This is a genomic window from Pseudomonas sp. DR48 (genome assembly GCF_019823085.1).
Taxonomy (GTDB): domain Bacteria; phylum Pseudomonadota; class Gammaproteobacteria; order Pseudomonadales; family Pseudomonadaceae; genus Aquipseudomonas.
This window is the reverse complement of record NZ_CP081946.1, coordinates 6033045-6058597: the sequence shown is the minus strand read 5'-3', so window position 1 is coordinate 6058597 and position 25553 is coordinate 6033045. Positions and strand designations below refer to the sequence as shown.

22 protein-coding genes and 1 pseudogene are annotated in these 25553 nt (G+C 57.3%); 7 read left to right on the top strand and 16 right to left on the bottom strand.

What is annotated here, in order from left to right; all coding sequences use genetic code 11:
- Positions 1-219 precede the first annotated feature (219 nt).
- Positions 220-1809, bottom strand: a complete 1590-nt coding sequence (locus tag K5K95_RS27310) for an ABC-F family ATPase (protein ID WP_080943075.1) — start codon at positions 1807-1809, stop codon at positions 220-222.
- A gap of 495 nt (positions 1810-2304) precedes the next feature.
- Between K5K95_RS27310 and lpxO the strand changes: the two genes are divergently transcribed.
- Positions 2305-3204 carry a lipid A hydroxylase LpxO gene (lpxO, locus tag K5K95_RS27305; RefSeq protein ID WP_222586973.1) on the top strand — a complete coding sequence of 300 codons (900 nt, stop codon included), beginning with the start codon at positions 2305-2307 and terminating at the stop codon, positions 3202-3204.
- A 146-nt stretch (positions 3205-3350) separates the two neighbouring features.
- Here the strand turns inward: lpxO and K5K95_RS27300 are convergent, their stop codons facing one another.
- Positions 3351-4211 carry a Ku protein gene (locus K5K95_RS27300; protein WP_222586972.1) on the bottom strand — a complete coding sequence of 287 codons (861 nt, stop codon included), beginning with the start codon at positions 4209-4211 and terminating at the stop codon, positions 3351-3353.
- Between the two features lie 193 nt (positions 4212-4404).
- Between K5K95_RS27300 and K5K95_RS27295 the strand changes: the two genes are divergently transcribed.
- The 3 genes and pseudogenes from K5K95_RS27295 to ilvA form a co-directional block, all read left to right on the top strand.
- Entirely contained in the window at positions 4405-4752 is a 348-nt protein-coding gene (locus K5K95_RS27295) for a hypothetical protein (RefSeq protein ID WP_222586971.1), read from the top strand.
- A gap of 46 nt (positions 4753-4798) precedes the next feature.
- Positions 4799-5950: a PQQ-dependent sugar dehydrogenase gene (locus K5K95_RS27290; RefSeq protein WP_222586970.1), complete on the top strand. Its 1152-nt coding sequence runs from the start codon at positions 4799-4801 to the stop codon at positions 5948-5950.
- Between the two features lie 219 nt (positions 5951-6169).
- Positions 6170-7165 (top strand): annotated as a pseudogene (ilvA, locus tag K5K95_RS27285) (threonine ammonia-lyase, biosynthetic); the annotation flags it as partial.
- Between the two features lie 30 nt (positions 7166-7195).
- On the opposite strand, the gene eco reads toward ilvA, so the two are convergent.
- Entirely contained in the window at positions 7196-7678 is a 483-nt protein-coding gene (eco, locus tag K5K95_RS27280) for a serine protease inhibitor ecotin (RefSeq protein ID WP_222586968.1), read from the bottom strand.
- A gap of 375 nt (positions 7679-8053) precedes the next feature.
- Here eco and K5K95_RS27275 point away from each other — a divergent pair, with 375 nt between their 5' ends.
- A complete protein-coding gene (locus K5K95_RS27275; RefSeq protein ID WP_208668415.1) occupies positions 8054-8323 on the top strand; it encodes a DUF1652 domain-containing protein in 270 nt (89 codons plus the stop codon).
- Here K5K95_RS27275 and K5K95_RS27270 read toward each other — a convergent pair.
- Both K5K95_RS27270 and K5K95_RS27265 read right to left on the bottom strand, forming a co-directional pair.
- Positions 8320-8715 (bottom strand): hypothetical protein, encoded by a 396-nt coding sequence (locus K5K95_RS27270; RefSeq protein WP_222586967.1) that lies wholly within the window; start codon positions 8713-8715, stop codon positions 8320-8322. The two genes, K5K95_RS27275 and K5K95_RS27270, sit on opposite strands and share 4 nt — an antisense overlap.
- A gap of 90 nt (positions 8716-8805) precedes the next feature.
- Positions 8806-9072 carry a DUF2790 domain-containing protein gene (locus tag K5K95_RS27265; protein WP_222586966.1) on the bottom strand — a complete coding sequence of 89 codons (267 nt, stop codon included), beginning with the start codon at positions 9070-9072 and terminating at the stop codon, positions 8806-8808.
- A 503-nt stretch (positions 9073-9575) separates the two neighbouring features.
- Between K5K95_RS27265 and K5K95_RS27260 the strand changes: the two genes are divergently transcribed.
- Positions 9576-9872: a hypothetical protein gene (locus tag K5K95_RS27260; protein ID WP_208668412.1), complete on the top strand. Its 297-nt coding sequence runs from the start codon at positions 9576-9578 to the stop codon at positions 9870-9872.
- Positions 9873-10001: 129 nt separating this feature from the next.
- Here K5K95_RS27260 and K5K95_RS27255 read toward each other — a convergent pair whose 3' ends face one another.
- From K5K95_RS27255 to K5K95_RS27245, 3 genes are read right to left on the bottom strand one after another with little or no spacing between them, the layout of a single operon-like run.
- A complete protein-coding gene (locus K5K95_RS27255; RefSeq protein ID WP_222586965.1) occupies positions 10002-10895 on the bottom strand; it encodes a hypothetical protein in 894 nt (297 codons plus the stop codon).
- On the bottom strand, positions 10892-11887 hold the full coding sequence (locus K5K95_RS27250; RefSeq protein WP_222586964.1) for a DUF2515 family protein: 996 nt from the start codon (positions 11885-11887) through the stop codon (positions 10892-10894). The genes K5K95_RS27255 and K5K95_RS27250 overlap by 4 nt, the downstream gene beginning before the upstream one ends.
- A complete protein-coding gene (locus tag K5K95_RS27245) occupies positions 11884-14094 on the bottom strand; it encodes a type VI secretion system tip protein VgrG (protein ID WP_222586963.1) in 2211 nt (736 codons plus the stop codon). The genes K5K95_RS27250 and K5K95_RS27245 overlap by 4 nt, the downstream gene beginning before the upstream one ends.
- 375 nt (positions 14095-14469) lie before the next feature.
- On the opposite strand from K5K95_RS27245, the gene K5K95_RS27240 reads away from it, so the two are divergent.
- Positions 14470-15771 carry an OprD family porin gene (locus K5K95_RS27240; protein ID WP_222586962.1) on the top strand — a complete coding sequence of 434 codons (1302 nt, stop codon included), beginning with the start codon at positions 14470-14472 and terminating at the stop codon, positions 15769-15771.
- 134 nt (positions 15772-15905) lie between these two features.
- On the opposite strand, the gene K5K95_RS27235 is transcribed toward K5K95_RS27240, so the two are convergent.
- From K5K95_RS27235 to K5K95_RS27200, 8 genes are all read right to left on the bottom strand, one after another.
- The gene (locus K5K95_RS27235; protein ID WP_222586961.1) at positions 15906-16850 is read right to left on the bottom strand and encodes a carbohydrate kinase family protein; all 945 of its coding nucleotides are present in this window, start codon (positions 16848-16850) and stop codon (positions 15906-15908) included.
- Between the two features lie 13 nt (positions 16851-16863).
- Positions 16864-18360, bottom strand: a complete 1497-nt coding sequence (gene xylB, locus K5K95_RS27230; RefSeq protein WP_222586960.1) for a xylulokinase — start codon at positions 18358-18360, stop codon at positions 16864-16866.
- Positions 18361-18527: 167 nt separating this feature from the next.
- Positions 18528-20000: a mannitol dehydrogenase family protein gene (locus K5K95_RS27225; RefSeq protein ID WP_222586959.1), complete on the bottom strand. Its 1473-nt coding sequence runs from the start codon at positions 19998-20000 to the stop codon at positions 18528-18530.
- Between the two features lie 16 nt (positions 20001-20016).
- Positions 20017-21120, bottom strand: a complete 1104-nt coding sequence (locus K5K95_RS27220; protein WP_222586958.1) for an ABC transporter ATP-binding protein — start codon at positions 21118-21120, stop codon at positions 20017-20019.
- 33 nt (positions 21121-21153) lie between these two features.
- The gene (locus K5K95_RS27215) at positions 21154-21984 is read right to left on the bottom strand and encodes a carbohydrate ABC transporter permease (RefSeq protein ID WP_222586957.1); all 831 of its coding nucleotides are present in this window, start codon (positions 21982-21984) and stop codon (positions 21154-21156) included.
- Positions 21985-21994: 10 nt separating this feature from the next.
- On the bottom strand, positions 21995-22894 hold the full coding sequence (locus K5K95_RS27210; protein ID WP_261398196.1) for a carbohydrate ABC transporter permease: 900 nt from the start codon (positions 22892-22894) through the stop codon (positions 21995-21997).
- A 172-nt stretch (positions 22895-23066) separates the two neighbouring features.
- Positions 23067-24377 (bottom strand): ABC transporter substrate-binding protein, encoded by a 1311-nt coding sequence (locus K5K95_RS27205; RefSeq protein WP_222586955.1) that lies wholly within the window; start codon positions 24375-24377, stop codon positions 23067-23069.
- A 218-nt stretch (positions 24378-24595) separates the two neighbouring features.
- Entirely contained in the window at positions 24596-25501 is a 906-nt protein-coding gene (locus tag K5K95_RS27200; protein ID WP_222586954.1) for an AraC family transcriptional regulator, read from the bottom strand.
- Between the last annotated feature and the right edge of the window lie 52 nt (positions 25502-25553).

Here is a 25553-nt window from a genome sequence, read left to right as displayed (position 1 = left end):
GTGGGTCTGAAACAAAAGAAAGCAGGCTAACTATATCAAGCGCCGAATTTTGACTGATCGTTCCCACGCTCTGCGTGGGAATGCCTCAACGGACGCTCCGCGTTCGGCTCTGGAAGGGCCGCGGAGCGTCTGGGGCTACATTCCTTTGCTGCGCATGTGAACGATCAGAGCAAAAAAAAGCCCCGTCACCAGGACGGGGCTCTTCATTATAGCGAACGTTTAGAACACAACGCCCTGGCTACGCAGGTAGTCGTCATAGGTGCCGCTGAAGTCGATCACGCCGCTAGGGCTGAGTTCGATGATGCGGGTGGCCAGGGACGATACGAACTCACGGTCGTGGCTGACGAAGATCAGCGTGCCCGGGTAGTTCTCCAGCGCCAGGTTCAGCGCCTCGATGGATTCCATGTCCAAGTGGTTGGTCGGTTCGTCCATGATCAACACGTTCGGCTTTTGCAGGATCAGCTTGCCGAACAGCATGCGACCTTGCTCACCACCGGAGATGACCTTGACCGACTTGAGGATCTCGTCGTTGGAGAACAGCATGCGGCCGAGGGTGCCACGAACGATTTGCTCGCCGCCCTGGGTCCATTGGCCCATCCAGTCGAACAGGTTGCAGTCGTCTTCGAAGTCGTGCGCGTGGTCCTGGGCGTAGTAGCCCAGTTCCGCAGCGTCGGTCCACTTCACGGTGCCGGCATCCGGGGTCAGTTCGTTGACCAGGGTACGCAGCAGAGTGGTCTTGCCGATACCGTTCGGGCCGATGATTGCCACGCGTTCGCCGGCTTCAACCTGGAAGCTGAAGTCCTTGAACAGCGTCTTGCCATCGAAGCCTTTGGCCATGCGTTCGACGATAACCGCCTGACGGTGCAGCTTCTTGGTTTGTTCGAAACGGATGAACGGGCTCACACGGCTCGAAGGCTTGACTTCGGCCAGCTGGATCTTGTCGATCGCCTTGGCGCGGGAGGTCGCTTGCTTGGCTTTCGAGGCGTTGGCCGAGAAGCGGCTGACGAACGATTGCAGTTCCGAGATCTGCGCTTTCTTCTTGGCGTTGTCCGACAGCAGCTGCTCGCGGGACTGGGTCGCCACGGTCATGTACTCGTCGTAGTTGCCCGGGAACAGGCGCAACTCGCCGTAATCCAGGTCAGCCATGTGGGTGCACACGCTGTTCAGGAAGTGACGGTCGTGAGAGATGATGATCATCAGGCTGGAGCGCTGGGTCAGGATGTTTTCCAGCCAGCGGATGGTGTTGATGTCCAGGTGGTTGGTCGGTTCGTCGAGCAACAGCACTTCAGGATCGGAGAACAGCGCCTGGGCCAGCAACACACGCAGTTTCCAGCCCGGGGACACTTCACTCATCGGGCCAAAGTGCTGCTCGATGCCGATACCCAGGCCCAGCAGCAGTTCGCCGGCACGGGATTCGGCGGTATAGCCGTCCATTTCGGCGAACTCGGTTTCCAGCTCGGCCACGGCCATGCCGTCTTCTTCGGTCATTTCCGGCAGCGAGTAGATGCGGTCGCGCTCGGCCTTGACCTTCCACAGCTCTTCGTGACCCATGATCACGGTGTCGATGACGGTAAATTCTTCGTAGGCAAACTGGTCCTGGCGCAATTTACCCAGACGCACGTTCGGCTCGAGCATGACCTGCCCGCCGGATGGCTCAAGGTCGCCGCCGAGGATTTTCATGAATGTCGACTTGCCGCAACCGTTGGCACCGATCAGGCCGTAGCGGTTGCCCGCGCCGAATTTGACCGAAACGTTTTCGAATAGCGGCTTGGCGCCGAACTGCATCGTGATGTTAGCTGTAGAGATCAAAGGTTTTTCCTGCGAAGCATTCAGAATAGCTAAGGGTGCGGCAGTACCGATTCAGTACCCGTTTCCGGTTTTCGAACCACAGGAAATGCATCCCGGTCAGAAGCGGAAGGTCCATCTGGCAATAAGTGGACAGCAGCAATGGAGCGCTTGGCCCGAGTCGAAGTGCGCTGAGACGGGGTTCATTCCCGTCATCAACCAAGGGGCGCGCGTAATGTTTGGCGGCGATTGTACTGGTCTGGCTCTTTAAACGATAGGGCGTTAAGACTCTGCGGGCACTTTGGTGGCATCAGCGGACAGATTTTCACATTTGCAAGCTAACTATTTGTTACAAATACTGGCTAAAATGCCATCTATCGAGCTTTTGCCGACAGTCGGCACAGGCTCAAGAACGCACCATTGAGACCGCTGTTGTGTATTCAGACGCTGCACACAACCCCAGGGGCGCGAGGCCACCCGGGGACGCAGTTTGTTTACTTCTGACGTGTGACGATTTCCGTGAAACTGATAATTGCCGCTATATATGTTGTCTCCATTGCGTACGTCCACCTGCGCGGTCGGGTGCGCCACAAACTGGGACGTCAACTGAGCGATCACTCGACGTTTCTGGCTCCGATCAATTGCTTCCTTTACTTGTTTTCGAAGATCCCCAACAAGCCTTACCTCAATCCGGCCGATTTTCCTGATCTGGGCCCGTTGCAGGAGCATTGGGAAGAAATCCGCGCCGAAGGCCAGAACCTGCTCCAGAACGGCGAAATCAAACGCTCGAACCAATATGACGATGTCGGATTCAACTCGTTCTTCAAGACTGGCTGGAAGCGTTTCTACCTGAAGTGGTATGGCGACAGCCATCCTTCCGCCATGAAACTCTGCCCGCGTACCACTGAGTTGCTGCAGGGTATTGGCTCGGTAAAAGCGGCAATGTTCGCCGAACTGCCACCAGGTTCCAAACTGGTCCGTCACCGCGACCCGTATGCAGGCTCGTATCGTTACCATCTGGGCCTGAACACGCCAAACGACCCCGGTTGCTACATCAATGTCGACGGTCAGAACTACCACTGGCGTGACGGCGAAGCGGTGATGTTCGACGAGACGTTCATTCATTACGCTGAAAACACCACGCAGCAGAACCGCATCATTCTGTTCTGCGACGTTGAGCGACCGATGAAATACCGCTGGGCGGCGGCCTTCAACGCCTGGTTCAGCCGTAACGTGATGTCGGCCGCCGGTGCGCCGAACGATGTAGGGGACAAGACCGGCGGGATCAATCGGTTGTTCACCAAAATCTACAAAATCCGCTTGCGGGGCAAGGCGCTGAAGAAGACTAATCGCAAGCGGTATTACCTTGAGAAGTGGGCACTTTTTGGTGGGTTGCTGGCGGTTATTGTGCTGATCTGAGAGAAGCGTTGCGGCTTGCCATGCCTTCGCGAGCAAGCCCGCTCCCACAAGGTTCAGCGTTCGCCGCAAATTATTGAGCTGACACTGAACCCTGTGGGAGCGGGCTTGCCCGCGAATAGGCTTTAAGCCACACGCAAAATCATCAATCAGCCACGAGAAGTCTTCGTGGCTTTTTTCTGCGCGGTCGGTTTAGTCGCCGGCTTGGCCTTGCCGGCACTCTTGCCGCCCAGGCTGCGTTTGAGCAATTCAGTCAAATCAATGACATCAGCGGTTTTACGTTCCTCTTCCCCGGTTGCCGTCTCGACATCCTCGATCTTGCCTTCATTGGCCTTCTTCTCGACCAGCGCCATGATCTTGTCTTCAAAGCTGTCGCGGTAGTCCTCGGGGTTCCAGTCGCCGCTCATGTCCTGGACCAGACGCTTGGCCATATCCAGCTCACCCTTGGCCAATTCGGGTTTGGTCACTTCACTGCCGAGTTCCAGCGTATCGAGACTGCGCACTTCGGCGGGCCAGCGCAACATCACCAAGACCATCGCCGAGTCCAGCGGCATCAGCGCGGCCAAGTGCTGCCGGGTGTGCAGCACAACGTGCGCCAGCGCGACTTTATTGGTCTTGCTCAGGGTTTCACGCAACAGCGCATAGACTTTGCCGCCGCGTTTGTCCGGCGCCAGGTAATAGGGCGTGTCGATGTTTTGCAGGGGGATCTGGTCGCTGTCGACAAAGGAAAAGATGTCGATGGTCTGCGTCGACAAGGGATGCGCCGACTTGATTTCCTCTTCGCTGAGGACCACGTAGCGACCCTTTTCGTACTGCACACCTTTGACGATGTGCTCTTTGGTGACCTCCTTGCCAGTGACCTTGTTGATGCGCTTGTAGCCCACCGGATCCATGCTGCGACTGTCCAGCCAGTCAAAATCCACGCCCTGGGAAGACGTCGCCGAGACCAGCGCCACAGGGATATGCACCAGACCGAAACTGATTGCGCCTTTCCAGATTGCCCGTGCCATGGTCGTCTACTCGCAAGTGATGTGTTCAGGTGACCTGCGTCGACGCGCAAAAGTTTCAGCGGGCTGCGGCCCGGTTTTGCTGGGCGGTCACCGGGTGTTACATCTTGTGAGGGAGGTTTTGGTTAACAAATCCGAACCCCCGGCGTAGCGTGCTATCGAAGACCCTATCCACGCAGGTGTCGAGAGGCTCCCCATGAACAGACTCGTGTTCGGCTGCACCGTATTGGCATTCAGTGGCCTGCTGGGCAGTCTGGCCCAAGCCGCGCCACCTTCATCAATGCTGCTGGCGCAGAGCCCGACGGGTACGTCGAGCAACCCTTACAACAGCCCGATTCACCGGGCCAATCCCAATAGCATGCAAGGCACGCAACCGAATGCTCCAGCGATTCGCGGGCCGAACACAGTACCGGTACCACGGCCGCCCACGCTCGATAATGGCGGCATCGGCAATCGCTACCCGCAGGATCGGTCGCCGCCCGCCAGCCCACCGAAATTCATTCCCAATCCGCCGCATCGAGACGACGACACCAGTAACCGTTGAATGGCAGTGTTTTTGCCGGCCATTCGAACGACAAAAGGATTCGTGCATGTTGCGTAAAACCCTCCTGGCCACTTTCTGCGCCAGCGTACTGCTCACCGCCACGGCGCCCGTTATTGCGGCGCCGGCCCAGGAGATGAAAAGCGAGCAGGGCACCCTCGAAGTCACGCCGATTGCCAAAGGCCTCGAGCATCCATGGTCCCTGGCGTTCCTGCCCGATCGCAAGGGCATGCTGGTGACCGAACGGCCCGGCAACCTGCGGCTCGTCGATTACGCAGGCAAGCTTTCAGCACCGATCGATGGCGTGCCGAAGGTTTGGGCCAAGGGCCAGGGTGGTTTGCTGGACGTGGTGCTGTCGCCCGACTTCAAGCAGGACCGAACGGTTTATCTGTCTTACGCCGAGGGTGGTGGTGCAGGTGACAAGGCCGGCACGGCGGTCGGACGAGGACAATTGTCCGAAGACCTGAAAACCCTGAAGGACTTCAAGGTGATCTTCCGCCAGGAACCCAAGCTCTCCGTCGGTAATCACTTCGGCTCACGGTTGGTGTTTGATCGGGATGGCTACCTGTTCATCACCCTGGGCGAAAACAATGACCGGCCAACGGCCCAGGACCTCGACAAGTTGCAGGGCAAGGTGGTGCGGATCTACCCGGATGGCAAGGTGCCGGACGACAATCCCTTTGTCGGCCAGGCCGGTGTGCGCCCGGAAATCTGGTCCTATGGGCATCGCAACCCTCAAGGTGCGGCGCTCAATCCGTGGGCCGGGACCCTCTGGGAAAATGAGCATGGCCCTCGGGGCGGCGATGAAATCAACATCATCGAGCGCGGCAAGAATTACGGTTGGCCGCTGGCGACCCACGGCATCAACTATTCCGGCGAACCGATCCCGGAAGCCAAGGGCAAGACCGCCGAAGGCACCGTGCCCCCGCACCATGTCTGGGAAAAGTCCCCCGGCCTCAGCGGCATGGCGTTCTACGACGCTGATCGCTTCAAGCCCTGGCAGCACAACGTGTTCATCGGCGCGCTGGTCAGCCAGGATCTGATCCGCTTGCAGCTCGAAGGCGGCAAAGTGGTGCATGAAGAGCGTTTGCTCGGCGAACTGGGCAAACGCATTCGCGATGTGCGGCAGGGGCCGGATGGCTATTTGTACGTGCTGACTGATGAGGATGATGGTGGCTTGTACAAATTAGGCCTGAAATAACCCGATCCTTCAGTAGTTATCAGTCCGCTATCCATTGACTTGCCATCCGCGCCCGGCTAATTTCCAGTCATGACTTTCACCGTACTGCGCTGCCAGCCAAGCATTATTACCGCCATTCCTTATTTGGCGGGCTAGCTCACGACTGCAGCACCCAACCCGCCCTCGAGGCGGGTTTTTACTTTCTGTCTCCTGGGTTGCGATCAACGTCAGGAGACGACCATGAGCACGACACCCGCCCAGCAGACCTTGCTTGAGCACTACGTAAAAAAGATCCTTGCCGCGCCCGTGTATGAACTGGCCGTGCGTACTCCGTTGCAAGCGGCGCCTGCGTTGTCCGAAACCCTGGGTAATCAGGTGCTGCTCAAGCGCGAGGATTTACAGCCAACCTTTTCCTTCAAGATTCGCGGCGCCTATAACAAGCTCGTGCAGCTAAGCGATGAGCAGAAGGCTCGCGGGGTGATCACCGCTTCGGCAGGTAATCATGCCCAAGGCGTGGCCCTGGCCGCGCGAGAGTTAGGAATCGCTGCCACCATCGTCATGCCCTGCACGACACCCGAGTTGAAAGTGCTTGGGGTGCGCAGTCGTGGTGCCGATGCCGTGCTGCACGGCGAAAGTTTTCCATTTGCCCTCGAATACGCGCTGAGCCTGGCCGAACAAAGCGGTCGCACCTTCGTTTCGCCCTTTGACGACCCGGACGTGATCGCGGGGCAGGGCACCGTGGCCATGGAAATCCTTCGCCAGCATCAAGGGCCGCTGGATGCGATCTTCGTCCCGGTGGGCGGTGGAGGCTTGATCGCCGGCATCGCGGCGTACGTCAAATACCTGCGACCGGACATCCGCATCATCGGCGTCGAGTCAGAACATTCCGCGTGTTTGTACGCTGCATTGCAGGCGGATGAGCGCGTGGTCCTGCCCAACGTAGGCACCTTCGCCGATGGCGTGGCCGTTGCGCAGATCGGCGCTTATGGATTTGAGGTCTGTAGGTTTTGTGTCGATGAAGTGCTGACGGTTTCCAATGATGAGTTGTGCGCCGCCATCAAGAATATCTACGACGATACCCGCTCGATCACTGAGCCTTCCGGCGCGTTGGCGGTAGCGGGTATCAAAAAGTATGTCGCACAAACCGGTGTGCGTGGCCAGACGCTGGTGGCGATCGACTCAGGCGCCAATATCAACTTCGACAGTTTGCGCCATGTTGCCGAGCGCGCCGCGTTGAGTGGCGCCCCGGCGTGAAGGAGGGGGTTGTTATTCCTGAACGGCTTTTTCGACGTTGCTTGACGCTGACCAGATCCGATAACGAACTTCAACGTCCTTGGGCACGTAAAGCACGATTGGCAGCTTGCTGTTGTAACGCAACATGAAGCCGTCGCCGATCACAGGCACGAAGTCCTGTTTGCTTTTGCCATCAGGACACGCCATCAGGGTGCTCATCGGACCGATCACCTTTTCCAGGCGGTAATAGGGATAACCCCAGCCCTCGAGGTTTTTTTCTTCAAGGATACCGCCCAGACGCTGGCGGTTGCAGTCCACGGTCAGGGTCTTGCCGGCCAGCACCTCAACCTGGAAGTTTTCTTCCTGCGGTTGTGGGGCAACGTGTATGACCTGGCGGGTATAACCGCTCTCGGGCTTGGGGAACGGCGCAACGGTCTCCAGTTTTGCGGCATGAGCCACAGTCGACAGACCGGCAACAATCAGCCCGACGGTATTGATCAAGGTCAAAGAACCCATGATGCCTCCTTGCGCGTGTGTAGGGTCAGCGGATACTGAAATCACTGGGCGCATTCTTACTGCCGCCTACCGCTAATGCAAACCCGCTCGGGGAAATTGCAGGGCAGAAACAGGCCCTCCTTGCATATTGCATGAGGCCATTTCTTGGCTGTGTCACTAAATCCTTGATTTGCCGATGAACTGCACAGCGAAAATCCCGGCATGTTTTATGCTCAATCAGACTTAAGTTGGCCGGAACAGTATTGAGTCAGCCTGAACGACAAAACGGTGCGTCATTGAGACATAGAAATCCCGCAAAGGAAGTAAAGCGAGAGATCTCAACACCCACCGACGTTGAAATTTAATTGGCAATCTCACATTTAGGAGAGGGTCGCCATGTTTCTTTCTGCCTTGGAACTTCGCAATATCGTTGAAAGCAGCTTTTTGCCGAGACGCTGCCAGTGCACGCTGTCGCCGGACCTGTCGATGACCGTCAAGGTATACGCCGACGGTGCAACCGATCACCTTGATCTGGTGGTGAGCGGAATAAATGCCAAGCAACTCAATGGTTGCCGGGAAATCAATGACCTGATTGCTGGACTGCGCTCTGACCTGGCACATCGGTCCGCCATCCAGACCCTGCACCCAGACAGGAAAGCACTTTAACCTGCAGTTTCGAGTTCCGCCGATGTGCGCCGGGTCTGGACGAATCCCAGTCCCAGCGCCAGCTCGACCAACACTGCCAGCAAGATGGCTGGACCGGCATGGCCATTGAGCCATTCGCCGAAGCCCAGCGTTGCCAAGCCGAAACATCCAACGGTAAACCCGGTGCTCAGTGCGCCGCGAGTGACCGATGGTGCCTCGTTTCGCACCAGATAGAAAATAACCCCCAGCGCTGCAAACAGCACTGCACTGCGTCGTGCCACAAATCCGGTCGCCGATGAATACTCAATGCTCCAGATCGCAAGTAACACGTCCGGTACGAAACCCCAGACCAGGGCCAGCAGAAAACACAAAAGGGAAGTGAAGGTCGACAAGGTGCGAAACGAAAACTGCATGGCCAATCCTTGCGGCAGTGAGGGAGGCGCAAAGCATAGCGCCAGAACCCCTCACAGGAATACCGCAAAGTTTTAAATCAGACTTTTCAGTCAGTTCTGATAACTGCAAGCGTCGGAAAGTTTTCGGTAGCTGATTTCTTCAGACTTGCCTGATGTATCGATGTACCTCATGTCAGCGGTTATCACTTTGCACTCATCTGTCTTGGGCTCCGTCAAGGCAACGACCTTCTTGATATTCAGCGGCATGCCGTAGTGATAGGGCACGGCTTGCGAGGAGGACGTGTCATTGGCCTGGGCCAGCCCGCTGAACGCGGTGCAGGCGAGGGCAGAAGTAACCAGCAGTGTGCGGATGTTCATGTGACGATCTCCCGTGCAGACGTTAAGTCAGCTCGACGGATTGGCGTCGAACCTGCCGCACTGGGCGTCAGAGAACTCTGAGGAGTGCGGTCCAGTAAAGTTTTGGACCGCGGGGTTAAGCGATGGTTAACCCGGCTGAACGCCGTCTGTCGTGAGGCGTTTCTGTCAGAAGTTTCATGTGGGAAACGATCTACGGGATGTTCGGCTTGGTCCTACACGGTCAGATGACTTGTCGGCTTTCGCCTGATGGGGCGGGCGGTTAGTGTTTGGGCTCGCTGCAAAATCAGCGATCGGGTTTGGTCACCTGATGCCATCGCACAGTTTTGTGCCATCATTTGCGCTGCGGATTCCCACGTCCGCGTCGTGCGTTGCAATGGTGGCTGTGTGCTGGACGCCTTCGGGCGAACCGATTTGATGGTGTCGGTTGACCAAGCCTGTACACAGCCGCCTCCATCGTTTGGTCACGGTGCTGGCGATTACTAACTAATCATCGAGTAATTACTATGCCAACGCTAAATCCGTTCCCAGATCGCTATCGTTCAATCAACAGCGGTGTCACCGACTCAAGTCCTTTGTTGATCGACACAGAAGCCAATCCCCAAGACATTCTCGAAGCCGCGCTACAGCGCATCCGAGCCTCCAGCCAGCTACTCGAAACGCTCCACTGCCAATGCTTCAAGCACGGCGATGTTCAAGACATTCCACACATTACGCATGCGGTATACCTGCTGACTCAGGATGGTTTTGATCTGTTGCAGGTGGCTCAGCAGCGGATGATGGGGTGGAAGGCGCCGGTCTGATTTCTCAAGCTTGCAAATAATCCAGCGCCCGTAGGCGCTGGATTTTTTATGTCGTCACGGATTGGAAGTGTTGAGCTCTATTAATTCCCCCCCCGGAGTGAAAATCCCGATCGCTAGTTTCTGCCTGACTTAATTCTTAAGAGCCTGAATTGGTGGATCCTGATAGGTTTCGTCGATTTCGATACCTGCGGCGCGGGCTTTTTCTTCCTGTTCAAGTCTTGTCTTGTGGTAAGCATTCAGCCTTTCTGGCAACAGTTCCTTCCAACGCTGTCTCTCTTTCTTGTCTGTAATGCCATCGCGCCAAAACTCACTCTCTGATTTAAAATCCAGGGTAATCAGATAAGTTGCTTTTTCGGTAGGGTCTTGTGAGTCGTTTTGCTTCCACGCTTTAAGGTTGAGATAGATGCCATCTTTGTAAAAATACCATCGGTAGAAGGAGCCGATCTGTAGCCATCTCTTAAGATCCAGTCGGTAATCAGGATCTAGCCAAGGGTGGCTGCCGACATATCGACCTAACACTTCGTCAGGACTACTAATTTTTTCCGTCTGTGAACCAGAAATCCTAGGATCTTCTGGAAAATAAAAGTGTGACCAACCAGATTTTTGTATTTTTCCTATAAGGGTGAATATCAAATCCCGATATTGTTCGTGTGTGCTTTCTTTTGGTAGTCCACGTAATATTACGTTCAGGTTTTCGATATGTTCTGTCGTGTCTTTGTCTAGTGCAACTGTAGTATTGACAGCTTGTTCCAGGCTCAAAATACTGCCGTTATTTTTTACGTTAATCGTTGGTAGGTCTGTATCATTTGCCGATTTTTGTATTTTATACCAACAGATATTTACCTGTGGCATGCAGCTTTCCGTGAATGGAATCGGTGTGCGCGCTGTGATTGTTTTTATGGGAGATAAAAGTTCGATTTCAATGATTTCTGATTGATTGGTCATAGTAGGGGGCTCTGTCGAGTTGCTTGCTTCATCACATCCACTAATCAATATTAAAATGGCGATAAGAATTTTTTTCATTGTTGATTTGACCAAGTTGAGATTTTTTTTATCTCGCTTTCCATGTATTCGGTTTTATTACCCATTAGAAAGTGGTACTGATTGGCTATTTCTGTGATAAAGACCATTCTGTCAGTTTCGTCATACAGATCGCCTTTTTTCATTTGGACTCGTAATTCTGGCTGTTCAACGTCACAAGCGGTGCTAAATGCGGCTACTCTGACCGGAACAAATGGAGCCCACTCAAAACCAGCTTGCATCTTAAGTGTAGTTTGAAATGGCTTTCCTTCATAAATAAGAGGCTGAAGAATCTTCCGTTGTTCATGGTTTGCAATGTCCATTAGTGACGATAGTTGCATCTCGCGCCTAGCTGTGCCATTTGGAAGATTTTCTGTGTTTCGAATAGATTTAAATCCTGATTTTATTTCGTCGGTAACATGCAGATTGCCAAGTATGCTCAGCGCATCATCCGCCCAAGGCAAACTATCAATATTGGTTTTTATTTGTCCCTCGCAACTACGTGCATTACGCTCCGGCGCGCATTCATCGAATTGATTTTTATACTTGCCGTAAAACCAATGCCAGACAAAAATGTCCTGAAATAGCCAGAAATTGCCTTTGCCCAGTTCATTTTTGCCAATACGCAAAGGAGGTTGAAAGGCGAGTGGGGTTAGCGTCAGGTAAGGTTCACTCGGAATAAAATCTAACCCGCATTTGACCTGTTTGCTGGCAAATGCCGCGAGACCCATCCAATAAAAGCGACCCTTGAGCTCCGGTTTTCCATCTTCACCTTGTTCGAGATAGAAACTGGCGTAAGCGGCGGCAATTCTTGCTGCACGAACGCCAAAGTCGGAGATCAGTTCATATTTGCTTGAGGCAGAGGAGCGTTTTTTGCTCAGGCGACGTATGGCTTCTTCTTGTCCCATTGCCCATAACTTGTCACAGCCGAGAACAACCTCGTGGACCGAGCACTCTTTGGCATTTGTTTTGAATGTTGTAATGGGCGCACTCATTTCTTTCTACTCGCTTCATAGTCGTCTGCTCCGGAAGGCACCACCACTTCATCCCAAACAAGGTGGGCTTTCACAGGTTCTTCGGCGTCGGTCCGGACTCTCGGGTGTAGGCCGTCAGCATTACTTCTCGATATTTGAGGCGCGCTTTCCGATGGCACGATCAGCGCCGCTTTGACTGATTTAACGGGTTGCCCCCTACGCGTAACAAACTTGAGTTGTTCGTCGTAGCGCTCACTGATTTTCTTGGAGTTCAACAAGCTTCCTGCTCGTGCTTGATCGGCAATGACAGGAATTAGTGGGGCAAGAATCCCAATGCCGGTACCGGCGCCAGGCGAGCCCCCGGTATTCACCTTCACCTCACCCCCACTGATCGTCACGCCCCCCGCATCCACCTTGACGAAACTCCCTCCAGCCTTGGCCGTCAGTTCCATCCCGCCTTCAACCACGACCTTCTCGCCAGCGTGGTAATGGATCTCCTGACCCGCCTCGACAAACTGCGCCGTGCCGACCTTCACGTGCTGGGTCACCGCCACAGTCAGGTGATCATCCGCCCGCGCCTCAACCTTGCGGTCCAGCTGCGTAATACGATGCTCTTCAACCTTGAACTCGCTGAAAACATTGGCCTCAACGGTGTCGTGGCGTTCATTGCCGACACGAATCTTCTGGTCATGCTCGATGTTTTCATCCCAGTCACGCTGGGCGTGCAGGTAGATCTGTTCCGCACCTTTTTTATCTTCGATACGAAACTCGTTGTAACCGTTGCCACCCGGCGAGCTCAGGGTTTTGAAGGTGCTGCGGGTCTTGTTCGCGGGCAGGTCGTAGGGGACGACGTTTTCCTTGTGGAACAGGCAACCGGTGACCAGCGGTTGGTCGGGGTCGCCTTCGAGGAAGGTGACGAGCACTTCCATGCCGACACGCGGGATGGCGATGCCGCCGTAGGCACTGCCGGCCCAGCCGGTGGCGACGCGCAGCCAGCAGCTGGTGTTGTCGTTGGCCTGGCCGTCGCGGTCCCAGTGGAATTGCACTTTGACGCGGCCGTATTCGTCGCAGTGGATTTCTTCGCCGGGTGGGCCGGTGACGATGGCGGTCTGGCTGCCCAGGACTTTCGGTTTGGGGTGTTCGAGGGCAGGGCGGAAGTGCGCTTCCCACGGGGTGGCGAGGAAGCGGTTGCGGTAGCCCTGATGGAAATCGTCTTTGTTGTGGGTGACGTCGCTGGTGACGTTCTTGCCGAGTACCTGTGGTTGCTTGCCTTCGTGCACCACTTCAAGCAGCAACCAGAGGTCGTTCCACTCGGCGCGCGGGTGTTCGCTCAGGGCCATGAAGTGGCCGCTCACCAGGGTGGGTTCGTCGCTTTTGCCTTCGGCCAGTTGGTAGTCGCTGCGGTGGCGTTCCAGGGCACGGGTCGCCAGTTGTTTACCACGGGCGCGGTCGGTGAAGCGGCCGGGGTAGTCGTAGTCTTCCAGGTCCGGAGCGAAGGCGCTTTTGGCCGCGCCTTCGGGCAGGATGCCGGGTTTTTCGAAGTCGTAATCGCGGCGGCTGACGCGAGTGGTGCGGGTTTCCAGGCGCAGGTTGAAGCGCTTGATCACCGGTTTTGTCGCGGCCATGCCGGAGTCTTGCTGGTAGGCCACGGGCGCGAGTTTGCGGAACACCGTCTGGTCATCGCCGAAGACGAGTTTATGGCCGCTGGCGCTGTGCTGGAAGTGGAAGTGAATGCCTTCCTCTTCGCACAGGCGCTGGATGAAATGCAGGTCGGATTCGTCGTACTGCACGCAGTAATCGCGTTCAGGGTAGATTGCGCCGAGTTGGAAGCTGTAGGTATCGGACAGAATGCCGCGTGCTTCAAGCACTTGGGCAATGATCTTCGGCACACTGAGATGCTGGAAGATTTGCTGGTCATGGTTGTGGCGCAGATAAGCCAGTTGCGGCACCAGGCTGATGCTGTAGCGCGTCAGGCTTTTGCCGGAATCGCCTTGTTCGATGCGATACACCAGACCGTGGATTGTGCCTTCGCCGGTGGCGCCGAAGGTCAGGCAGCCAGGCTTGTGCAGCAACTCTTCGAGTTTCAGGTCGGGGCGGGCGCTGACCAGTTCAATGTCGAAACAGAACGGCTGATTGAGGGTTTCGCGACCGACGAAGCTGAGCACTTGCAGGTCAACGGAAACGCCTTCCAGCGTTAGGGAAATATGGGTAGCGTTCGCGTCCAGCATGCCTTTAATTCCGTCCTTTGAATAAGCAGGTGCGGATGGTGCAGCATTAAACCGCCCCGTTCAAGGCGCAAATGCCGTAGGCGCCGGGGCTTGCAACCATCGGGAAAACCCCTAGAGAGTAGGTTTCGGCCAATGAATACGGGGGTTGTGGCTGTATCCCTCGTAAATCACCTTTGCGCCACTCGTTCGTGGCAGCCAGAAACTGACAGTCATTTTCAGACTAAAGTCGCCTGTAGCCGCTGAAAGCCTTCTGCCATCATTGTCGATCACCCCCGTGTGTCCGCTTCACCCTGGTCATTTACATGTCCGGGGCGAACGCTATTTCTTTGGCTTATTGCGCCTTGCGCAAACGCTGCACTGTTGGAGCTTTTTTTCATGCGTCCCCCATTTCCTTTTATCACCGCGCGCCACTCTTCGGGCTTCGGCGCTTTAGTCCTGTGCGCCGGTTTTATTGCCCAGGCTCAGGCGAGCGTTTTCATCGACGACACCAAGGCGAACATCGAATCGCGCACGGTGTATTTCAATCGCGACTTTCGTGACGGGCATACGTCCACCGAGCAGGGCGCTTCGAAGCGCGATGAGTCGGCTCAAGGCTTTATTCTCAATCTTCAATCGGGTTACACCGAAGGCACCGTCGGTTTCGGCGTGGATGCATTGGGCATGCTCGGGCTCAAGCTCGACTCCAGCCCCGACAGCAGCAACAGCGGCTTGCTGCCGTCCACGGGGCAGAACCCACGCGGTTCCGAGGATCAGTACGCGAAACTCGGATTAACCGCCAAAGTGCGCGTGTCCCAGAGCGTGTTGAAGTACGGCGCGCTGTTGCCGGATGTTCCGTTGCTCAAGTACAACGACGGTCGATTGCTACCGACAATGTTCAACGGCGCAATGCTGACCTCCAGAGAGGTCAAGGACCTGACCTTCATGGCGGCGCGCCTGAACCAATACACCGCGCGCGATTCCACCGATGGCCAGGACATTCGCGTTCACTGCAAGAACAAGCGCTATGCCTGCAATATCACGGCCGATCATTTCGACATGTACGGCTTCGACTACAAGATCAACGAGCGCCTGACCGCCCAGTATCACTACGCCGAACTGGAAGACATCTATCGTCAGCATTTCGTGGGATTGCTGGCCAACCAGCCATTGGGCGATGGCGTCCTGAAAGCGGACATGCGCGTGCTCAAGAGTGCCGACAGCGGCGATGCCAAGGCCGGTTCTATCGATAACCGTGCGCTAAGCGGCATGCTTGCTTATGCCATCAGTGGTCACACGTTCAGCGCCGGTTGGCAGCGCATGAATGGCGACAACTCGATGCCGTATCTGGATGGGACCAATCCGTACCTGGTCAACTACGTGCAGGTCAACGATTTCGCGGCGGCGCAGGAGCGTTCGTGGCAGTTACGTTACGACTATGACTTCAAGGCAATCGGCATCAACGGACTGAGCTTCCTCACCCGTTATGTGAACGGTGATCACATCAAGGTGTTGGGCAGTGATCAGGAAGGGAAGGAGTGGGAGCGCGACAGCGAGCTCAAGTATGTGGTGCAGAGCGGCGCTTTCAAGGATGTCAGCCTGCGCTTGCGAAACGCGACCTACCGGACTAACTACGAGAAGTTCGCCCGGGATGTGGATGAGACCCGGTTGATTGTGAGTTACAACTTTTCTTTGTTGTGAACCTTTGATCAGGCGGTGTGAGTGACATCGCCATCGCGGGCAAGCCCGCTCCCACAGTGTCCGTGGCGAATACAATTTCTTCGGACGCCGCCAAACCTGTGGGAGCGGGCTTGCCCGCGATGGGGCCGTGAGCTTCAGCGCACCTCTAATTGGTGGCGATACGGCAAATCCGGCCCGGTCTTGCTGCACGTCAGCGCCGCCGCTTGCACTGCAAACTTCAACATTCCGTCGATTTGTGCGCGCTCAAGCGATTGCACACCCTCAACCGAATCCAGTTGCTGCTCCGTCAGCCAGGTGATCAGCGCCGCCTGAAAGGTATCGCCAGCGCCCACGGTGTCGGCGATTTTTACCGCACACGCCGGCACCGACCACGAGCCATGCCCCTTGCTGAACACTGTCGCGCCTTCGCCGCCACGGGTCAGGAACACCAACTGACAGCGATGCTGCAGCCAGCCTTCAATCACTCGCTGCGGATCCTGCTCGGGATACAACAGGCTCAAGTCTTCGTCACTGACTTTGATCAGGTCAGCCAGCTCCACCAGCGTGGCGACCCGCGAACGCCACAGCTCGATGTTCGGCTCAGGATTGAGTCGCACGTTCGGATCAAGGCTGATCAGGCGTTTGCCGCTTTCGCGCTGCACCAGCGTCAGCAAGGTATCGGCAATCGGCTGCACCACCAGCGAAAACGAGCCAATGTGCAAACCGCGCACGTCAGGCCCCAGCTCCGGCAGGTGCTCGGCTTTAAGCTGCCGATCGGCGCACCCTTCACCACGAAAACTGTAATGCGGCGAGCCATTGGCACCGACGGCAACCATCGCCAGCGTTGTCGGCGCGGCAAAATCCACCAGATAGTCCGGGCGCACGCCTTCATCCTGCAAAACCCGCTGCAAACGTCGGCCCAGATAGTCGGTCGACAAGCCGGCAAACAGCGCCGCGTCCACGCCCAACCGCCGCAAGCCGACTGCCACGTTAAACGGTGAACCGCCGGCAATTGCCTTGAAATTCACTTTTGAAGCCAGGCCGCTGGCATCGTCTTCGCTGAAGAAGTCGAACAGCGCTTCGCCACACACCAGATACATAGTTGTTCGCTCTTTAAAGGGTTGCGACATGCTGTTGATAGCGCTCATAGGCCTGCTGAAAGGCCATCACGTTGTTGGCAATCGGCAGGGTTTCACTGGACGGGTCGAGCTTCACGCAACGTGCGCAAAGGTCAGCCAGGCTGTCCTCGTGGCCGTTTGCCCAGGACAAGCACCACGCCGCCTGAATCGCTGCGCCGAGGGCGGCGGCTTCGCTTTGTTCGGTGCAGATGACCGGGGTGTTCATGATGTCGGCGACGATCTGGCGCCACACCGCACTTTTCGAGCCGCCGCCAATCAGGCAAATGCGCAGGCTTTGTAAGCCATTCTGGCGCAGCAGGTCCAGTCCATAACGCAAGCCGAAGGTGGTGCCTTCGACGACAGCACGACACAAATTGGCCTGGGTCAGGTTGGTCATGGTCAAGCCCAGCAGGCTGCCGGTGGCATGGGGCAGGGCGGGGACGCGTTCGCCATTAAGGAACGGCAGCATGCACACGCCTTCGGCACCGATGGGCGCTTGTTCGACCAAATCGTTGAAGCGTTCGAGGCCGAGGTCGAACAAGTCGCGAATGACCCCCGTGGCGTTGGTCAGGTTCATGGTGCAGATCAATGGCAGCCAGCCGCCGCTGGAGGAGCAGAAGGTGGCGACCGAGGCATCCGGGCTGACTTTCGGTTGGTCGGCATAGGCGTACACCGTTCCCGAGGATCCCAGGCTCATGGTGATGGCGCCGGGCTTGATGTTGCCGGTGCCGATGGCGCCCATCATGTTGTCGCCACCGCCGCTGGAGACCAGCGCCTGCGGGTTGATGCCCAGGTGTTCGGCGATGCCCGGCAGGATCGTGCCGACCGCTTCATGCGCCTCGATCAGTTCCGGCAACGCCGCTTGCAGGCGTCCGCTCGGGTCGATGTCGCGCAGTAGCTGCACATCCCACTGTCGGGTGCGCACGTTGAAATAGCCGGTGCCGGACGCATCGCCGTACTCGCTGCAACTGCGGCCGGTGAGCCAGTAATTCAGGTAGTCGTGGGGCAACAGGATGCGAGCGATTCTGGCGAACAAATCCGGGTGCTGTTCCTGGGTCCACAGCAATTTGGAAACGGTGTAGCCCGGCGCGATGACCACACCGAGGCGTTCCAGCGAACCTTTTTCCCCGCCGAGTTGCGCCAGCAGACGGTCGTTTTCGGGCGTGGATTCGGTGTCGCACCAGAGCTTGGCGGGGCGCAGCACCTGGCCTTGATCGTCGAGCAGGACCAGCCCGTGTTGCTGGCCGGATACGCCGATGCCGAGAATGTCCTGGCCGTCGACGTTGGCGGCGAGCAGGGCATGACGGGTGGCCGACGCGAACGCTTCAAGCCATTGATTCGTGTCTTGTTCACGACGGCCGTTGGCGCCGCTGATCAAGGTGTGCGCAGCGGCGCCCTGACCGAGGACCTTGCCGCTGCTTGCGTCGAGGATGATGGCTTTGGTGCCTTGGGTGCCGCAGTCGATGCCGAGGAATAGTTGTTGGTTTGCCATCGAAGGTCCTTGGATTTTCAGGTTCAACACATAAGTTGTCTGTCAGTCCGCCATCGCGGGCAAGCCCGCTCCCACATTGTTCAGTGTCGGAACACAATGTTGTGAATGACATTGATCCCTGTGGGAGCGGCTTGCCCGCGATGGCGGCAGCGGTTTCACCACAAAGCCTAGGCCAACACCCGCTCCAAAGTCCGCGTCACACCCACATCCCGCAAGCTGTTGCAGCACCATTCGAACGCCGCCACAAACTCCGGCGAATGCGCAATCGCCGTGCCGAAAATCTCCTCGACGCCCAGCAACCGCTGAGTGATCAGCGCATCATCGGCCACCAACGCCTGACAGAATTCCGCCCGTGGGTCTGGAATCGAATAGGTGTCGCCATTTTCGTCCACGCCTTTCAAGTACAGCGCCCAGGCGGCCACCACCAGCGCCGCCCGCTTGGTCTCGCGACCATCCGCGATCAGACGGTTGATCGTCGGCACAGTGAACTTGGGAAACTTCGACGAGCCGTCCGAGCACACGCGCTCCAGTTGATCGGCAATTGCCTGATTGGAAAAGCGCTCGACCAGGGTGTTCTTGTAGTCAGTCAGATCAATCCCCGGCACAGACGGCAGTTGCGGGGTGACATCCAGGTCCATGTAAGCGCGCATATAACGCACAAACAGCGGGTCATTCATGGTCTCGTGGACAAAACGATAACCCTTCAAGAAACCCAGGTAGGTCAGCGCCAGGTGACTGCCGTTGAGCAGCTTGATTTTCATCTCTTCGTAAGGCGTGACGTCATCGGTGAACTGCACCCCGACCTTTTCCCAGGCCGGTCGGCCATTGACGAATTTGTCTTCCAGTACCCACTGCACAAACGGCTCGCACACCACCGGCCAGGCGTCGTCGACGGCGTGTTTGTCGGCCAGTTGCAGGCGATGTTGGGTGCTGGTCATCGGCGTGATGCGATCGACCATGGCGTTGGGGAAGCTGACATGGTGGTCGATCCAGTCCCGCAGATCGGCATCGCGCAAGGCGGCGAAGGCGAGCAAGGCTTTGCGGGCGACCGCGCCGTTGTGCGGCAGGTTATCGCACGACATCAGGGTGAACGCAGGCGTACCGGCGGCGCGACGTTTGGCCAGCGCCGCGCAGAGAAAACCGAACACGGTCTTGGGGGCATCGGGATTTGCCAGATCATGCTGAATCTGTGGCAAGTGCGCCATGAACTCGCCGTTGCTGTCGTCGATGCAATAGCCGCCCTCGGTGATGGTCAGCGAGACGATGCGAATCTCTGGACTGGCGAGTTTGTCGATCAGCGCGGCTGCGCCGTCCTCGGCGAGCAACATGTCGCGAATAGCGCCAATGACCCGGACTTCGGTGTCGTCGGTATCGCCCAGCTCGAACAGGGTGAAGAGGTAATCCTGCTCCTTCAGATCGTCCCGGGCGCGGCGGTCTTCAGGGCGCAGGCCGACGCCGCAAATCGCCCAGTCCAGGCCTTCGCCCGTATTCATCAAGGCGTCGGTGTAATACGCCTGATGGGCGCGGTGAAACCCGCCGACGCCGATGTGGGCAATGCCTTGGCGCGTGTCGCTCAGGGCGTAGGCGGGCAGGAGCACCTCGGGGGCGAGGCGGTGCAGGTTCTGTTTATTGAGTTTCATCAAAGTCTCTCTGAAATCAGGCCGCTGCGCGCAGTGGGCGGGTCAGCGCTACACCGTCGGCATCGAATAAATGGCAGTGTTCGGCGTCCAGGTGCAGGCTCAATGTTTCGCCATAACGGCTGGCCAGATCGCCGCGAACGCGCATGGTCAGTGCCTCACCGGAGGCGGTCACGACGTGGCAAAAGGTGTCGCTGCCCAGGCGTTCGCTGACGTCGGCGGTGACTTGCAGGGTGCAATCGCCGGTTTGCGCCAGTTCCAGGTGTTCCGGGCGAATACCCAGCGTTACCGCGCTGCCGACACTCAGGTTGGCACTGCTCAATGGCAGGCTGATACGGGTGCCGGCGTCCAGCAGCACTTCGCAGCTCTGGCTTTCGACGCGGGTGACTTTGCCCTTGAGGAAACCCATTTTCGGCGTGCCGAGGAACCCGGCGACAAACAGGTTGGCGGGCTGGTGATACAAGTCCAGCGGCGAACCGACTTGCTCGACTTTGCCGCCATTGAGCACGACGACTTTGTCGGCCATGGTCATCGCTTCCACCTGATCGTGGGTCACGTAGATCATCGTGGCTTTCAGTTCTTTGTGCAGGCGCAACAATTCCAGACGCATCTGCACGCGCAGGGCGGCGTCGAGGTTGGACAAAGGCTCGTCGAACAGGAAAATTTTCGGGTTGCGCACAATCGCCCGGCCAATGGCCACGCGCTGACGTTGGCCGCCGGACAGCTGCTTGGGCTTGCGTTCCAGCATCGGCCCGAGTTCAAGGATGCGTGCCGCCTCGCCGACTTTCTTTTCCACTTCGGCTTTCGGTACGCCAGCCAGGTCGAGGGCGAACGACATGTTCTTCTTAACTGTCATGTGCGGGTACAAGGCGTAGGTCTGAAACACCATGGCCAGGTCACGCTTGGCCGGGCTGACCTCGGTGATGTCGCGGCCATCGAGTTCGATGGTGCCGCCACTGACTTCTTCCAGGCCGGCAATCAGGCGCAGCAACGTCGATTTGCCGCAGCCCGAAGGGCCGACGAACACCACGAATTCCTTGTCATTCACTTCCAGGTCGATGCCTTTGATGATGGAAAAGCCTTCGAAGCCTTTTTGCAGATTCTTGATTTTCAGGTTGGCCATGGTGGCGCTCCTTTTGTGCTTATTCTGTGAGGGCTATTTCACGGCGCCGAACGACAGGCCGCGGACCAATTGTTTCTGGCTGATCCAGCCGAAAATCAGGATCGGCGCACAGGCCAGCGTCGACACCGCCGACAACTTGGCCCAGAACAACCCTTCGGGACTTGAATATGAGGCGATCAATGCGGTGAGGGGCGCGGCTTTCGAGGAGGTCAGGTTCAGCGACCAGAACGCCTCGTTCCAGCACAGGATTAACGACAGCAAGACTGTGGACGCCAGACCACCCTTGGCAATCGGCAGCAGCACCCGGACCATTTCCTGCCACAACGTGGCGCCATCGAGACGCGCGGCTTCGAGGATGTCCTTGGGGATGTCCTTGAAGTAGGTGTAAATCATCCAGACCACGATCGGCAGGTTGATCAGCATGTAGATCACGATCAGGGCGATGCGTGTATCGAGCAGACCGAAGCTCTTGGCCAGCAGGTAGATCGGCATCAGCACGCCCACCGGCGGCAGCATCTTGGTGGAGAGCATCCACAGCAACGTGCCTTTGGTGCGCTGGGTTTCGTAGAACGCCATCGAGTAGGCCGCCGGCACCGCGATCAGCAGACACAGGGCCGTGGCGCTGAAGGAAATCACCACCGAGTTCCAGGCGAAGCTGAAGTAGTCGCTGCGCTCGTTGATGTGCAGGTAGTTCTCCAGCGTCGGCGTGAAGATGAATTGCGGCGGCGTGGCGAAGGCGTCGATTTCGGTTTTGAAGCTGGTCAGCACCATCCAGAAGATCGGGAAGAAAATCAGGATCGCGATGGCCCAGGCCAGCGTGCCTAGCAGCAGGCTTTGCAGGCGACGGGATTGTTGAAGAGTCATGGCGCAGGCCTCAGGCTTTGTCTGTCAGGTTTTTGCCGATCATGCGCACCAGCACGATGGCCGCGATGTTGGCGATCACCACCGCGATCAAGCCGCCGGCGGACGCCATGCCGACGTCGAACTGCACCAGCGCCTGGTTGTAGATCAGGTACGCCAGGTTGGTCGAGGCATAGCCGGGGCCGCCGTTGGTGGTGGTGAAGATTTCGGCGAACACCGAGAGCAGGAAGATGGTTTCGATCATCACCACCACCGCAATCGGTCGCGCCAGGTGCGGCAGGGTCAGGTGCCAGAAAATCGCGATGGGACCGGCGCCATCGAGGCGCGCGGCTTCTTTCTGCTCCTGGTCGAGGGACTGCATGGCGGTCATCAGGATCAGGATCGCAAAGGGCAGCCATTGCCAGGACACGATGATGATGATCGACAGCAACGGGTAATGCGCCAGCCAGTCCACCGGCTGGGCGCCGAACAGCTTCCAGACGTAGGCGAGAATCCCCGAGACCGGGTGGAAAATCAGGTTCTTCCAGATCAGCGCACCGACTGTGGGCATGATGAAGAACGGCGAGATCAGCATGACCCGTACGATGCCGCGACCGAGAAACTCGCTGGCCTCCAGCAAGGCACTGATCAACACGCCGAACACCACGCTGATCAGCAGCACGCTGCCCACCAGCAACAGGGTGTTGGTGGCGCCGGGCAGGAAGCCCGAGTCGGTCAGGAAATAGGTGAAGTTCTCCAGCCCGACGAACTCGTTCTCGCCGGGGTTGAGCAGGTTGTAGCGGATCATCGAGAAATAGACGGTCATGCCCAGCGGCACGATCATCCACAGCAGCAACAAGGCCACCGAAGGGCTGACCAGAAACCAGCCGGGGTTGGCCAGCCGGCTTTTACGCAGCGGCTGGGGAATGTCCATGTGAGCTTTGGCAGTTGAAATATTCATGGCGATCAGAACCGATAATGAACAGCAAACGAAGTTCGACTGTGGGAGCCAGCCTGCTGGCGATAGGGCCGGTACATCCGGCCCATTGCTGATGGCTTGACTACCGCTATCGCGAGCAGGCTCGCTCCCACAGGTTGAGTGGCGGCTACTTGGGATAACCGGCGCGCTTCATCTCACGTTCGGTGGAGGTCTGGGCGGCGGCCAGGGCCTGGTCGACCGTGGTCTGGCCAATCAACGCTGCCGAGAACGACTTGCCGACCTGCGTACCGATGCCCTGAAACTCAGGAATGGTCACCAACTGGATGCCGATGTAAGGCACAGGTTTGAGCGTCGGTTTGCTTGGGTCCGCGGTTTTCAGCGATTCCAGCGTGATCTTGGCGAACGGCGCGGCGCTCATGTACGCCTCGCTGTACGTCGAGGCCCGAGTGCCGGGCGGCACGTTGGCAATGCCGTCTTTTTCCGCCACCAGTGCTCCGTACTCCTTGGACGTTGCCCAGGCGCTGAAGGTTTTAGCTGCGTCCTTGGCCTTGGAGCTGGTCGGGATCGCCAGCGCCCAGGAGTAGAGCCAGGCCGAACCTTTGTCGGTGGTCTGGTGCGGCGCATAGGTGAAGCCGACGTGGTCGCTTACCTTGCTCTGAGTCTTGTCGGTCACAAAGGAGCCGGCGACGCTGGCATCCACCCAGATTGCGCACTTGCCGCTGTTGAACAGCGCCAGGTTTTCGTTGAAACCGTTGCTGGAAGCCCCCGGCGGGCCGGATTTCTTCATGGTCTCGACGTAGAAGTTCAGCGCGTTTTTCCACTCTGGACCGGTGAATTCAGGTTGCCACTTCTCATCGAACCAGCGTGCGCCATAGGCGTTGGCGACCGTGGTGATCAGCGCCATGTTTTCGCCCCAGCCAGCCTTGCCGCGCAGGCAGATGCCGTACTGTTCCTTCTCCTTGTTGGTCAGTTTGCTGGCGAATTCGCCGATCTGTTCCCAGGTCGGGTGCTCAGGCATGGTCAGCCCGGCGTCCTTGAACAGGTCGGTGCGGTAATAGGTGATCGAGCTTTCTGCGTAGAACGGCAGGGCGTAGAGCGAACCCTTGACCGACAGGCCTTCACGCACTGAAGGAAAAACGTCGTCCAGGGCGTAGGAGGCAGGCAAGTCCTTCATCGGCTCCAGCCAACCCTTTGCCCCCCAGAGTGCGGCTTCGTACATGCCGATGGTCAGCACGTCGAACTGCCCGCCCTGAGTGGCGATGTCGGTGGTCAGGCGTTGGCGCAGAACGTTTTCTTCCAGCACCACCCAATTGAGCTTGATGTCCGGGTGCTCGGCCTCGAAGGTTTTCGAGAGCTTTTGCATGCGGATCATGTCGCTGTTGTTGACGGTGGCGATGGTCAGGGTCTGAGCGCCGAGACTGACGCTGCTGAGGGTCATGCAGGTGAGGGCTAGCAGAGCTTTTACAGAAGGTTGCATCGTGCACTCCTTTTCTGCACCCGCAGGGATACAGAAGGACAGTTATTGTTTTTGTGTCTTCCGATGACAGGAAGAATGTGCGCTGATTACAGCCTTCAATTGATGATCAGACAAATCATCCGTAGCACTTGAATCGATACTATTTTGCACTGGAGTTTGGCGGGGGAGGCTTAGGGGCCAGCCTGCAAGTGATGGCACGGCATCGGATATGTACAGGTTTAACCCATGTTTTGTTCGGTCAACCGCTGTACCGCCAACCGCCGATAGTGAGAAGGGGTCATGCCCTTGAGCTGCTGGAAACGCCGATTGAAGTTGGAAATATTGTTGAAACCCGACTCGAAACACACGTCGGTCACCGGTTTGTCGCCATCTGCCAGCAACTCGCAGGATTTGCTGATGCGCAGGCGATTGACGAATTCGATGAAGCAGCGTCCGGTAGCCTGCTTGAACACCCGGCTGAAATAAGTCGGCTTCATGCCCAGATGCGCGGCGACTTCCTCGAGCGGCAACTCCCGGGCGTAGTGGGCAAAGATGTAATCCACCGCCCGGTTGGTGCGGTCAATGTTGTGCTCATCGGCCAGTTGCGGTGTCGTGGCCCCGGACAGCAATTGAAAGTCATCAGAGGCGGCCAGCAGTTCCAGCAGGATGAAGAAGTGCCCCAGGCGAGTCACGCCTTGGGTGTCGGCAATGCGCTGCATCAGGGTCATGGCCTGGCGAATGGTGCGTTTGCAGCGAAATTCGATGCCGTATTGCGCGCGCTCAAGCAGCGGGCTGAGGGTCTTGAGTTCAGCAAAGACCTGATGACCGCTTTCGAATAATTCATCGGTGAAATTGACCAGCATGTCGCGTTTGGGCACCACCTCGTCTTCAGCCACCTGACTGATCCAGTTGTGTGGCAGGTTAGGGCCGGTGAAAAAAAGGCTTTCGGGGTAGAAATTGCCGATGTAGTCGCCGATGAACACCTTGCCGGAGCTGGCGACAATCAGGTGCAGTTCGTACTCCTTGTGAAAGTGCCAGCGCACCAACGGACACGGGAATCCATGCTGGCGATAGATGATGGACAACCCGTTGTGGTCGTCCATCAATTCGTAGGAGGGGTCGGTGACTCTGGCTGTTCGGGTCATGTCTGGGCGCTTTTTATTGTCATTGCGTCCTGATCATGCCTCTTTCCGAGCA